14 protein-coding genes are annotated in these 13,384 nt (G+C 31.2%); 10 read left to right on the top strand and 4 right to left on the bottom strand.

Features of this window, described 5'->3' with window-relative positions:
- The first annotated feature begins 19 nt into the window (after positions 1-19).
- Positions 20-802, top strand: a complete 783-nt coding sequence (locus tag CBF31_RS01810) for a pseudouridine synthase (protein ID WP_211330805.1) — start codon at positions 20-22, stop codon at positions 800-802.
- 14 nt (positions 803-816) lie between these two features.
- On the opposite strand, the gene CBF31_RS01805 is transcribed toward CBF31_RS01810, so the two are convergent.
- Complete coding sequence (locus CBF31_RS01805; RefSeq protein WP_126830383.1) at positions 817-1,857, bottom strand: acyltransferase family protein; 1,041 nt, start codon at positions 1,855-1,857, stop codon at positions 817-819.
- A gap of 188 nt (positions 1,858-2,045) precedes the next feature.
- Between CBF31_RS01805 and CBF31_RS01800 the strand changes: the two genes are divergently transcribed.
- The 8 genes from CBF31_RS01800 (at position 2,046) to CBF31_RS01765 (ending at position 8,995) form a co-directional block, all read left to right on the top strand.
- Positions 2,046-3,350, top strand: a complete 1,305-nt coding sequence (locus tag CBF31_RS01800) for a hemolysin family protein (protein WP_126830381.1) — start codon at positions 2,046-2,048, stop codon at positions 3,348-3,350.
- 154 nt (positions 3,351-3,504) lie between these two features.
- Positions 3,505-4,113 (top strand): hypothetical protein, encoded by a 609-nt coding sequence (locus CBF31_RS01795; RefSeq protein ID WP_126830379.1) that lies wholly within the window; start codon positions 3,505-3,507, stop codon positions 4,111-4,113.
- Between the two features lie 271 nt (positions 4,114-4,384).
- Positions 4,385-4,810 carry a hypothetical protein gene (locus CBF31_RS01790; protein ID WP_126830377.1) on the top strand — a complete coding sequence of 142 codons (426 nt, stop codon included), beginning with the start codon at positions 4,385-4,387 and terminating at the stop codon, positions 4,808-4,810.
- 85 nt (positions 4,811-4,895) lie between these two features.
- Positions 4,896-5,690: a hypothetical protein gene (locus CBF31_RS01785; RefSeq protein WP_126830375.1), complete on the top strand. Its 795-nt coding sequence runs from the start codon at positions 4,896-4,898 to the stop codon at positions 5,688-5,690.
- Positions 5,691-6,394: 704 nt separating this feature from the next.
- Positions 6,395-7,090: a hypothetical protein gene (locus tag CBF31_RS01780; RefSeq protein WP_126830374.1), complete on the top strand. Its 696-nt coding sequence runs from the start codon at positions 6,395-6,397 to the stop codon at positions 7,088-7,090.
- A 16-nt stretch (positions 7,091-7,106) separates the two neighbouring features.
- Positions 7,107-7,739 (top strand): ATP-binding cassette domain-containing protein, encoded by a 633-nt coding sequence (locus CBF31_RS01775; protein WP_126830372.1) that lies wholly within the window; start codon positions 7,107-7,109, stop codon positions 7,737-7,739.
- Positions 7,736-8,251 (top strand): hypothetical protein, encoded by a 516-nt coding sequence (locus CBF31_RS01770; protein ID WP_126830370.1) that lies wholly within the window; start codon positions 7,736-7,738, stop codon positions 8,249-8,251. Before CBF31_RS01775 ends, CBF31_RS01770 begins: the two co-directional genes overlap by 4 nt.
- 387 nt (positions 8,252-8,638) lie before the next feature.
- Positions 8,639-8,995, top strand: a complete 357-nt coding sequence (locus CBF31_RS01765) for a bacteriocin immunity protein (protein ID WP_126830368.1) — start codon at positions 8,639-8,641, stop codon at positions 8,993-8,995.
- Positions 8,996-9,238: 243 nt separating this feature from the next.
- Here the strand turns inward: CBF31_RS01765 and CBF31_RS01760 are convergent, their stop codons facing one another.
- Positions 9,239-10,489, bottom strand: coding sequence for a DUF4767 domain-containing protein (locus tag CBF31_RS01760; RefSeq protein ID WP_170167837.1), 1,251 nt, complete (start codon positions 10,487-10,489; stop codon positions 9,239-9,241).
- Positions 10,490-10,607: 118 nt separating this feature from the next.
- Entirely contained in the window at positions 10,608-11,963 is a 1,356-nt protein-coding gene (locus tag CBF31_RS01755; protein WP_126830364.1) for an acetaldehyde dehydrogenase (acetylating), read from the bottom strand.
- A gap of 226 nt (positions 11,964-12,189) precedes the next feature.
- Here CBF31_RS01755 and CBF31_RS01750 point away from each other — a divergent pair, with 226 nt between their 5' ends.
- The gene (locus CBF31_RS01750) at positions 12,190-12,969 is read left to right on the top strand and encodes a helix-turn-helix domain-containing protein (protein ID WP_126830362.1); all 780 of its coding nucleotides are present in this window, start codon (positions 12,190-12,192) and stop codon (positions 12,967-12,969) included.
- A gap of 97 nt (positions 12,970-13,066) precedes the next feature.
- Here CBF31_RS01750 and CBF31_RS01745 read toward each other — a convergent pair whose 3' ends face one another.
- A complete protein-coding gene (locus CBF31_RS01745; protein ID WP_126830360.1) occupies positions 13,067-13,375 on the bottom strand; it encodes a DUF3784 domain-containing protein in 309 nt (102 codons plus the stop codon).
- Positions 13,376-13,384: the final 9 nt, after the last annotated feature.

The following is a 13,384-nucleotide window of genomic DNA, read 5'->3' as shown; positions in this document are numbered from 1 at the left end:
AGAAAAGAGGACCAATTATATGAAACATGCACGTCAACAATCTGTTAATGTGAAAAATACAAGTGGCGCAATTGAACATGAAGCTCGTGAAACACTGAGATTGAACAAATATATAAGCGATAGTGGCCACTCTTCAAGACGAGAAGCAGACCGTCTGATTGAAGCAGGGCGCGTTACTGTTGACGGAGAGACAGCGGTTATCGGACTTAGAGTTATACCGGGACAAGAAGTGGCTGTAGATGGCAAAGTGGTAACGGTTAATACTACAAAAGTGTATATTGCATTAAATAAACCGACAGGAATTACATGTACAACAGATGTTACTATTCCGGGGAATTTGACCGACTTTATGCGCTATCCTGAAATGATTTTCCCGATTGGTCGTCTAGATAAAGATTCGACAGGGTTACTATTAATGACGAACGATGGAGATGTAGTTAATAAAATTCTGCGTGCTGAAAACGGCCATGATAAAGAATATCAAGTGATGGTGAATAAGCCATTTGATCAATCTTTTTTAGATAAAATGGCTTCAGGAGTGGAGATTTATAATCCAGTAGCAGATAGAAGACAAGTTACTAAACCCTGTAAGATTGAAAAAATTGGAGCTAAAAGTTTTAATTTGACCTTACAACAAGGGTTGAATCGTCAAATTAGACGAATGTGTGAAGAGTGTGGCTATTCTGTTGTGAGCTTAAAACGACGTCGTATTATGAGTGTGCATTTAGGTAATCTGAATGAAGGTCAGTGGCGTTATTTAACTAAAGATGAACTTGTTGCAATTAATGATGCTATTAAATAAAAAAACGACTTTCTTTAAATAGAAAGTCGTTTTTTTGTGGGCCATTTCCGCTGTAAAATCACCAATTTAAATTTAGTATAATCCATTATAGGTCCTAGATAAGTAGAAATAGTGTTTGATGATAGAACAACTGTAACAATAAGACTCATAATAACAATAATACAAAAAGTAAGACCTGTAAAAGGTAATTCGTTGAGACTTGTTTCTCTTAATCCTTTAACAATGAACCCGTGTAATAGATACGTGAAGAGTGTATTTTTACCAAGGTGTGTCACTATTAAATTTATATTTGGAACGATAATAAAGAAAGCAAACATCGCCATAAAGCTTAAGCCGTAAACATATAATCTAATAAAGAACCCCATAGATGGGTCTTCAAGAAAGTGATCATACGATTCTGAGCCAAATACCCAGTATTTGTTCATACTATCATTGATAGTTACAGCACCAAACACAATAAAAAATAAAACTAAAGAATAAAAGCTTGATAATTTTGTTTGGATGTATTTAATAAAGCTAGGTGTCGTATAGTATCCTGCCAAAAAGAATGGTAAGAAAACAAAGGTTCTAGAAATACTTAGTGACTGACCAATGTAATCAATATAGCCCATCGTACAGGCTATAAAAATAGAAAGTGATAAACCAATACTAGGTTTTAATTTTCCAAAAACAAGTAAACTACAACACCAGAAAAATAAGCTAAGTAAAAACCACAGTGACCATTCAGGTGCTATTAAATTAATACTAAACCCACGTTCTGTATCTAATATTGAGTAAAATATTCCATAAATAATTTCGAACATGAGATAGGGGAAAAGTAGTTTTTTAGCAATTTTTAATAGGTAGCCTTTTTGATAATAGTTTTTATTAAAATAGCCAGAAATAAAAATAAAAGCTGGCATGTGAAATGTGAAAATGAAGTAATAAATATTTTCTAACAGTTCATGCTTTTCAATATATGGCTGCAAAAAGTGACCGAAAACGACTAAGAAAATTAAGATAATTTTCGCATTATCGAAATACGGTTCGCGAACTTTTGATTGAGTTTCGTTCATATAAACCTCCTATAACTACTGTTATTATACCTTATGATTTTCAAGAAATGATAGAATTCATAAATAAATCATAAAATTTTTGTGAGTTTGTAATATATGTATTATTTATCTAAAAAAAGTCGCAAATTAGTGTGTTTTAGCTTATAATTAAGAGTAATTTAATTGTCTTAAAGGAGATAGAGCGAAACATGTTAATAGGTAAAATAGGAATCATTATTTTAATGATTTTATTAACCGCCTTTTTTGTTGCAGCAGAATTTGGCTTAGTAAAAATCAGAAAGAGTCGTTTAGAATCACTTTCACAAAATGGAAATAAAAAAGCGACATTAGCGCTTCATATAGTAGAACATTTAGATGCTTACTTGAGTGCCTGTCAGTTGGGTATTACACTGACATCACTTGCAATTGGTTGGCTAGGAGAGAGTACAGTAAGAGAATTGATTGATCCTGTAATGAGTAAGTTGCCTTTACCGACATCGGTTATTCAAGTGACATCGTTAGTCTTATCATTCTTACTTATCACATTTGTACACGTTGTAATAGGAGAGCTTATTCCAAAATCGTTTAGTATTACTAAAACAGAAGCTGTTGTTTTAGCTATTGTTAAACCACTACATTATTTCTATAAAATAACATTCCCCTTCATTTGGTTATTAAATACCTCTGCAAATGGTATCGGAAAGTTATTCGGTTTAACATTAGCTGGAGAAGGGGATGAAACCCATTCAGAAGAAGAATTACGTTTGATTGCAAATCAAAGTTTTATTCAAGGTGAAATTAATGAAGATGAGTATGAATTTTTAAATAACGTGTTTGAATTTGATGAGTTAATCGCAAAAGAAATCATGGTGACACGTGTTGATATGGAAACAATCAATGAAGGCACTACTGTTGAAGAAGCGTTACATTTCGCTATCGAAAAAGGACATTCTCGTTTCCCTGTTATTCGTAAAACGAAAGATGATGTAATCGGATATATCACATTACAAGATTTAATAAAAGTCTATGTGGACCAACCGCAAGCGATTATTGATAATTTCATGCAGGAACCAATCATCGTAATTGATTCTATGCCTGTTAAATCACTGTTATCTGAAATGCAAAAAGAACACAAACACTTCGCTATTTTGTCAGATGAATATGGTGGAACAAGCGGATTAGTTACTATTGAAGATATTATTGAGGAAATTGTCGGTGATATTCAAGATGAGCAAGACCAAGAAGAAGAAAATATCATTGAAGTAAGACCTACAGTTTTCATGGTTAATGGTAAAACAGCACTTTCAGAAGTAGAAGATGCTTTTGAAGTTGATTTCCCAGAAGACTTAGACAGTAATAGTATTAGTGGTTATATTACCGATACCTACCAACGTGATGTTGAAGTTGGGTTTAAATGTGAGTTTGAAACCATTTCGATGGAAGTTCTAGTGATGGATAAAGTTAACATTACAAAAATTAAAATAGTAGATAAAAGAGAAAAGCCAACTGAATAAGTTGGCTTTTTTTATTCGGATAAAATTATATATATTGTGTTAACGAAATATATATAATTTGGATTTTGTTAAGCCACATTTTAGGAGTACAATTAAAATAATAAATAGCTTTTAAATACTTTTCCAGATTACTAAATGATGAGGAGATGATAGTATGTTTATTCGTAGAATTATAATGGCTATTACTGTGCTCTTAGCAATTGTCATATTAGGTATGGGAACTACTCTTGGTCACGCATCACCAATTGTATCCACTAGAAATCAAAGTCCAGATTTTGGTAGTCTTATGACATTTGACGAAATGACACGAAATATAGCTACAAATAATGATATAAGTATCGAGCAAGCTACTCATGAATTAGTAGGGGATGACCAAGGTATCAGAACGGAAGCTAAGTCCAAACAATACAGAGTTTTTAAAGAAAAAATTCAAGTTTCCGACAATTATACCACCGAATTAAGTTTACATTGCGAAACGACAGAAAGTGGACTTTTTAGAGGAATAAAAAGGGTCCTACGAGTTGAACTAACAAACGACTCTAAAGAAGTATCAAAACAATTCAATGGAACTATTTATGTGAGTTTAGAAAGTCCAAATAAACTTTTTTATATTGTAAATGGCGATTTTTATACTAAAGGTATCACATTATATGATCCTAAAGTGAATGTAACTGTTGAAGACCAAGCAAGTATCAATTTTAAAGTACGTTCAGAAAATAATAATTCTTTATACAACTATACGGAAAATAGATTAAACTTCTAATTTATTAGAAAGGGTTTGTTTTAGAACAGTCCCTAATATTCTATGTAAAACTTCAAGTAGTGAGTGTTCTGTACCTAAATAGAAAAATTAAGAATTATTTACGATAAAATCATGTTGTTAAATCATCGTACTATGATACAATCAGCTTATATTTAGAACCCAATTCAAATGATGCCAGTTATAGCCAACTCCTAGAAAAAAAGATACTTATTCATATGTCTATGCCAAAGCCAACTATGTCAAAAAGATTATGAAAGGAAAAGGTATAAAAATGAATAAAAAATGGATATTAGTATTAGGGCTACTATCTTTAGTGTCCTACGGAAGTTTTTCTTACGCAGACACACAAGACAAACCATTTGACTTACATCTAAACCCTAGTTCAAATAATGCTGATTATAAACAAACAGAGGCTAGAAAAAAAGATACTAATTCATATGTCTATGCTAAAGTCAATTATGTAAAAAATCCTAAAAATAGAGTAACAGGCTATGTTATGGGACAAGGTTGGTTAACTAGTGAAAATGTTTCAGGAGGATATTATTACAACTTTAGCACTAAAGGAGTAAAATTAATGGTTAACTACGTCAAAGAAAATAAATTCGATAAAGCTAGAATAAAGGCTGGTGCGGATCCTAAAAAAACAAACAATATAGAGGGTGTGTGGAGTCCTGATTATAATAAAAATGCTTTCTGAAGTCCTGACTAAAAAATATTAGACTATAAACGAGCCTAAGATTTTATGTATTTGACTCGTTTACATATTGAAGGGAATAGTTCGAATGAGAAACTTTTTATTGAAAAGAGTAATAAGAAATAAAAATTTTTATTACAGCTTAATAATAGCTAATGGTATTTCTATCTTTTATATAATGTTTGATATCTTTCCTAATGCTAAGTATGGCGGTTCTCCATATACAAGATGGATTGGAAGTTTTACAGGTTCCCAAATTCCAACAGTTCTTTTTATGTTATTACCTATTATTTCAGCCATGGGATTTTCTGATACATATTTAAAAGATAAAAGCACAGGTTTATTAAATATAATAGTAAGTAAAGGTTATGGAAAACAATACTATAAGGAATTGTTTTTCACTAATTTTATTGTGGGAGGAATTTGTTTTATCTCAAGTTTATTAACAAATTTATATTTCTGTTTTATGTTATTACAAGATGAGGCAGTAGACATGTTAGTAAATGGAAATGGAAATGTTCCTTTATTATTTTCAAATACATTATTTCCCCAATTTTATTATGACCATCCATTATTACATATCGTTTTATATTTAATAATCGCCTTTATTATTTCTGGGATATACGCTTCACTAGCGTTGAGTTTAAGTTTTTTCTTATCAAAATCATTTTCGGTATTTTTAGCGCCTTTCGTTTTTAACTACATATATAATATTCTAATTCCTGATATACCCGAAAGTGATTCATTTCTGTTTACAACATTTGCCAAGCAAATTTCAGGCCCAGTATTATCTCCAGTAATCATTCTTTTAGTAACAGTAACGTTCTTTTTATTATGTGTACTATTATACTTAGTGGGAATTAAACGATATGAAAATTTGTAAACTGGTATTACCACATAAAAAAAGTCAACTATTAATAATAATAGCTATTATTTGGTTAATTTCTGTATACATGTATGTTACAAAGTTTCACGAAAAAACAAATCTATATATAATTCAGGAAATGTCATTTAATATATTTTGTTATTCCGCAGCGTTAGTTCCTATATATCTTTGTTTTTTAACAAGTATCCATTATTACTACTTTAATTCATCTGTTATTTTAAACTTTAAAACTAGAAAATCCTTTTTAAATAAAGTGTATCTTGCTTTTTTAAAAGTTGCCTTAATATACATGCTTTTTTATATGATAATCACAATTATTATTTCAAATCTATTAGCTGGGGAAGTGAGAGAGTTTGATAGTTTTGTTATGATTAATTTTCTAAAAATTTATAGTATACACGTTTTATTTTTATTTTTTTTAGGGTGTATCTATTTACTATTAATAGATTTAATCCATTCTATTAGTATATCTTTTGTAATAACGCTATCTTTTCCTTTTATATCCCAAATATTTAATTTTTACTTCGGAATTACAGCTTTGATAAATCAGTTAATTATGCTATCTACGTATCAATCTATTGATGTTATAGAATTATTTCTTTTTTTAAGTAAATTAGTAGGGTTTACTTGTATTGTAATATATTTATCGTTTTCTATATTAGAAAAAAAAGATTTCATGACTATAAAGGACTGAAAATTAAATGAAAAATGTTTTCATGAGAGATTTATTTTTATTAAGAAGCTATAAAAAACGTTATATTGTTGTCCCTTTTATTTTATCATTGTTATTAATTTTTAATAAGATAACTAAAAATAACACGGAAGTATTCGATATTATTTATGTATTAGGTGGAATACATGAAATAGATGCTAAAGAAAATAGTTTTATAAACATGCCATATCTTTGGCAACTATTTGAAGTTTCAAACATTTTTATATTCTTTGATTTTTTTAGAGAAGATATGTATCAATATGGACAAAGCGCCTATATAATGGCAAAAAAAAATACTTTTTTTACAAGTAAAATTTTATGTTCAATGTTGATTATTTTTCTTTTGAATTGTTACTACTTTATTTTTAGTATGATTATTACTAATACTTACGAGAATCTGAGATATTTTTCAATACTTATATTGGGTCAAATTAGTTTTCTATTATTCTATTATATTTTTTCTATTTTTATGTCAGAGGTATATTCATTTATATTAGTATTTTTTATCTCATGTATTGGATGGGGAAATTCAAATAATTATTTTCCTGCGAATTTTAGTATGCCTATTCAAATAATAGAATCTGCTAATAAATCAGTATTTACAGTTTCGATATACTATGTGTCTATATTTGTATTACTAACTACATTAGGAAATTTATTTTTAAAAAATAGAAAATTATATTAATTAGTAAGGAGAAATTATGGAAACGATTAAATTTAAAAATGTTACTAAAATAATAAAAAAAAACAAAGTTTTAAACAATGTCTCATTTGAATGGGATATGAACACGAATTATGGTATTTATGGTCCAAATGGATCGGGAAAAACGATGATATTGCGAGCAATTTCAGGTTTGTTAAAAGTAGATGGAGAAATAGAAATAAATAATATAAGGGATATTGGGAGTAAAAATTTCCCGGAATCTATAGGGATATTGATAGAAAACCCTAATTTTATTAATAGTTTTACAGGCTTTGAAAACTTGAAATTATTATCATTTATGACTGAAGGTGTTGATGACAAGCAAATAATTTTATCGTTAGGTATGGTTGGTTTGGACCCTAATGATAAGAAAAAGCTCTCTAAGTATTCTTTAGGAATGAAACAAAGATTAGGTATTGCACAAGCGATTTTAGGAGAACCTGAAATAGTCCTTTTAGATGAACCTACAAATGCTTTAGATGAAAGCGGAGTAGAGTTAATTGAAAACTTAATTAAAAATATGAAAGGTACTACTTTTATAATAACCAGTCATGATAAAGAATTTTTAAAAAAAGTTACTGAAATACAGTATTGTATGAATACAGGAATTTTAAAAGAGGAAAAATTATGAAAAAGATAATACAATGGCTATTTATTTTTTTTATTGCTATTAGTGGAATACGGTATTATTTATTAAATAATACTGATAGGTATTTGATAACAGAATACGATGTAACTATAAATGAACCTATGGATATGGATAAACTGACATATACGATATTGGGCATTAAAAATAAGAAAGAATATAGCGAAAGCTATAAGCAAGATGTTATTAGGTACACTATTAGGTTTAAAGCTGAAAATAAGACAGAATCTAACCGAGACCTATCCATTTATAAAAAGCTAGCACTAATATCAGGAGGAACATCTTGGTGGATTGATCCGATAGAAAATTTAGAAAATTTGAGAAATGAAAAAGTATTGTTAACTTTAAAGCCAAATGAATCTACAATGGGAGAAGTTTGGATTGATGTTGTCCCTGATAAAGAAGGATTTTATACAGAAAATGTCCTAAAAGATGCGGACATATACTATATAGAACATTTTCATAGAGGAGCCTATAAATATCACTTATTATATTAAAAGGGAAGCCAAATCTTATTTAACCTCTTGATAAACATAATCTGATATTAAACCGGTAAATCCGTGAAAAATATTAATTCCAGTGTAGTACTAGCTTCAGACTTATGAAATTATGGTTACACTTTTGGTACTGCGTGTTCATATTATCTACAATCGCATCAAAAGAAGCCTCCTCGTCAGTAGGTAGGAGCGCTTTTTTATACTATAGACGAATCAATAAGAACGAAAGACCGTAAAACGAAGATAGGTATTTTGTGCGATATCTTTTTAAAACAGAAGGTTATACGTCTTGAAATCTAATTCTGATTGACAAATGTGATGTTAGTTGTAAAATTAAAGTGTAAGATATACAACTATAAAATCAGTTGAAGAATGGAGATTATTGTAATGGACAAAGAAATTAAAAATAACGCACAAAGATATGTAGGAGATCTTATCAAGCTTCTCGAGAGTCGCACAGAGCAACCTAGCAAACTTCTTGATATAACAGATGTGCTATCGCAAGTAAGTCTTAAACTTGATTCCGAAAGTAATCCTGAAGTGTTAGTAAATAAACTAGTGAATTATATTAGAAGTGTTGCAATAGCGGGAAGAATTAATTTTTCAAAAGAAGAAGAAGCTCTTGTTATTGAACTTGGCACAATTGGACAAAAAGCTGGGATAAATGGTCAATATATGGCTGATTTTTCTGATAAATCACAATTCTATGGTATCTTTGATAAGAATAAAATACCACGTCGTTAAAATATTTTTTTAAACGTTATTATTTGTCTGAAAGGCATACTTCTTTAGAATTGTATAGTTACAGTAATAACTTTTTTGTTAGACAATACAAAATAGGAGTAGATATATCATGTAGTATTAACATGTTTTTATATTTAGAATTTATATATTATTCTAGTTTACATAATATATATTAAAGAAAGTTGTGTTATTAAGATAAAAAAGAAGCCTTCTATACAAAGCTTCTTTTTTATCCTTATTTTATTAACTGTACTTAGCGATCAGCTCTTGTAATTTAGTTTGAGCTGCAGAATCTTCAGATACGATTAATGGTGTCGGTGGATATTCTGTGTTGAAAGAACCATCATCATTACACTCAGTGAATCCAGAACCTGGACTTAAGCCATCACCTGCAGCTTTTTTTAATTCATAAACAGTACCATTATCACCCAGTATGTATTTACTTGCTGGTAGAGACTTATCTAAATTAAGAGTGTAACCATCGGCTGTGGCTCCAGAATTTATTTTATCATCATGGCCAATAGTACCATCTAATGCGTAGAAGAATAGCATTCCACCGATAATATCGATAGGAAACGCATCGCCACCTGGTAAATTTTGCTTGTTATCTTGAACTAACATTTTACCATCAGGTGTTTCCGCATACCAATCACCACGACCTGCAGCACCGTGATTAAAATAAAGTGTTGTAATAGCCATATCTCCTTTTTTAGCCTGATTAGTTGCCCAAACGTAAAATTCATTAGTGATTGCTATTTTAGTATCATTACTGAATGTGTGAGCTGTCTTTTTAGATTTAGCTGGACCAGAAAAATTATGACCATTACCATCCGCAATAGACTTAAAGTTGCTCACTAAGTCTTGGTTTTCTGACTCTTTAAAATATAATAAGTTCTCAGCATTACCCTGATTTTGTGAGGTTACAAGAACGTGCGGTTGGTTGTCTTTAAGTGTAAAGAAATATAAATGCGCACCACCGAAACCAATATGATCAATATCAGAGTATATTCCTACTATTTGATACGTATTTTTATCAGTAGCCGCCCTATCATTAGTAACCATATTTATAGCTGAACCGTTTAGACCAAAATTATTTTTGGCTACATCATTAGGGTAATGATACCCATAGTAGTTAATTTCATGGCCACTCGGATAAGCTTCATCATACTCTTGGCCCATAACACTGCCAAATTTCGCCATTAAATCAGCTAGTTGTCTGCTTTTTTCTTTTGTCCATGCGGATGTTGAATTATTTTTTTGCTTTGCTTCCTTATCATTATTATTGTTTTCTTTAGTTTCTTTTTTAGCTTCTTTCACTGCTTTCTCAGCTTCAGCTTTCGCTTTTTTAGTTTCAGCTTTCGCTTTTTCTACTTCAAGTTTTAATTTTTCATTAGCTAACTGTTCTTTAACTTTAGCTGAGTCTTGTGCATCGTTACTCCCACAACCAGTTAAGAGTACAGTAGCGAGTAATAATGTCCCTAATAATTTTTTCATTTGATTAAGTATCCTCCAATAGTTTTATCTCCCTTTATTTTACAATAAACAAAGAGTAATTGAAAACAATTTCAAAAAAAGACTGATCTTATCTAAGATCAGTCTTTTTAGTATTATACTATTCCATCCCGTATGCAATATGGTACGTGTTAAGGAGTTGTGCCACATGAACGTTCTCAGATAAGCTACTTCCACCTACAGCACCGCAACCAAGTGTTAATGATGGTTTTAGTTTAGTAGTACTTCCGATAGCGCCAAGAGCGGCTAAGCTATTAATGATAATACGTGATGCAGGAATACTCACACCAAACTCACGTACTAATTGGTCATTGGTTGTATGAAGAACCGCTGTATGACCAATTCCTTCATTTTCTAATAAGGCACGACACGTTGCGACACCTTCTGTGAAATCTTCAACAGTATACATGGCTAAAATTGGTGTTAATTTCTCACGTGAATACGGATTTTCTTTACTAATAGTTGTTTGTGGTGATATTAATACAGTTGTTTCTTTAGGGACAACGATATCACTTAATGCGGCTACATCAAAAGCGGTTTGACCAACGATTTGTGGATTCATAGAGCCATTTTCGCGCATGATGTATTTACTGATTTTTCCAGCTTCTTCTTCTGATAAGAAGTACGCATTTTCTTCTTTAAGAGCGTTAATGACATCATCCTTAATGTCTTTTTCAATGACTAATGCTTGTTCTGATGCACAGATAGTACCATTATCAAAAGTTTTGCTTGAAATAATTTGGCTAATCGTTTTCTCGATGTCCGCTGATTTTTCGATTAATACAGGTGTATTTCCCGGACCAACGCCAATCGCTGGGTTCCCTGATGAATAAGCTGCACGAACCATTGCTTCACCACCGGTTGCTAGTATAAGAGCTGTTTTTTGGTGTGCCATTAAAGCTTGAGTTGCTTCTAGTGTTGGTGTTGGTAAAACTTGAACCAGATGTTCTGGAGCACCAAGTGTTGCCGCTGCTTCATTAATTAAGCGTGCTGTTTCTTGAATAGCGTGTAAGGCTCTTGGGTGTGGTGATAAGATAATAGCGTTACGTGTTTTAAGAGCTAATAGTGCTTTAAAAATTGTTGTAGAAGTTGGGTTAGTCGATGGAATTAATCCTGCTACAATTCCCATTGGAACAGCAACTTTCATTACTTTATCTTCTTTATTTTCTTCTAAAATCCCAACGGTCGGGATATCTTTGATACTTTCGTAAACTTCTTCACTGGCAAATAAGTTTTTGATAACTTTGTCTGACACTTTTCCAAATCCAGTTTCTTCATGAGCTAATTTTGCTAGATATTCAGCTTGTCCACTTAAGATTTCTGATACTTTTTTTATAATTAAGTCTACAGCTTGTTGTTCGTACGTTGCATATACCGCTTGGGCCTCATGTGCTTGATTGACTAAAATTTCTACCTCGTTTAAAGATTGTTGGATTTTATCATGTTGTTCTGTCATGTCTATCTCCTCCTTATTGATTACACCCTTATCATAACCCGTTGTAAGCGATTACTTCAGGACGATTATAAGATGCTTTTGGATTATTATAGACAAGTTTGTTAGCTTTATAACAAGCGTTATATCAACGTTTAAGACAGGTATATTTGTTTTATCTTTAATAAAAGTATGTTACACTTTAAGTGTAATGTAAGCATTTTCTAAGACTACCCAAGGAGGGGTTATTATGTGTCACGTACTTATTGCAACACCTATTGATGCTGATTGCCAATTTATTAAAAAGATTATTAGACGTGATTTTTTTAATATCAGTCTCTTACCTGATGCTCATACAACTGATGACGTTTTAAAAGCAGCTGATTCTCATGTGATCGACCTATTGATTTTGGATATTAGTGGTGCCATGGCAGATGCTTTCGAATGTAAAACGCAAGTTATCAAAAAATTTCCAAATATTAAAACTATATTGATAGATCAGGTTCAAGACTACCAACATTTACATAAATCACTACGTTGTGCGGCTATTGATTACTTAGTGAGCCCCTTAGATGAGGTTGAATGCCAACAAGCGATTCATAGAAGTATTTTATCACTTAATCAAATCTCTCTCTTATATGTAGAAACGGATAAAAAAATAACAGATAATAAGAGTGAACAAACGAAACAGATGATTCAATACATTCATGTTAATTATCAAGAAGCCATTTCACTTGATACGCTAGCTGCATTTACTCACCTTCACCGTAATTATGTTAGTCGCTTATTTAAAGAAGCGTCCGGAATGACATTTACAGAGTATTTAAATCAGTATCGTGTTGAGCAGGCGAAGCGTTTATTATCGACGACTCAACACTCTATCGCTGAAATTGCTGAAAGTGTTGGCTATTTAGACCCCGCTTATTTTAGTCGGTTATTTAAAAAGATAACAGGTTTAACGCCAAATCAATTCAGACAAGACTACCCTGGCGTCTATACACCAGGAGATATCGCTTTTGCACTGAGTTAATCGTATAAATAAAAAGGTTATGCAAGTTTAATTGCATAACCTTTTTTGTGTAACTGTATTTACTTAACAGAATATATTTATCGTAACCTATTGTTCTTTATTTTTTATTCAGACTAATCAAACACCAAATAGTAACCAATAAAATGCTAGCTATAGCAATCGCAATAACCCATTCCGTAGGTTTTAAAAGCATTGTAAAGCAGGATAAGGCTGATAGAAAACAGACTAGTGCTACTTTCTTGCCGACATTTCGTTCTTCGGCTCTACTTTTTTCTTGTGGGCTAGCAGTATTATAGCCTGCAATCAAGTTGAACCATTTTCCACGATAAAATTGAACACCGCAGATAAGAAGTAAGCTAATAATCGGTATCATGATAAATGACAATACAATGGTTTCTGTTGACATGATGTTTCC

Source organism: Vagococcus fessus, from assembly GCF_003987565.1.
Classification (GTDB): domain Bacteria; phylum Bacillota; class Bacilli; order Lactobacillales; family Vagococcaceae; genus Vagococcus_D; species Vagococcus_D fessus.
The sequence above is the reverse complement of the archived record's forward strand: the minus strand, read 5'-3'. Positions and strand labels throughout refer to the sequence as shown.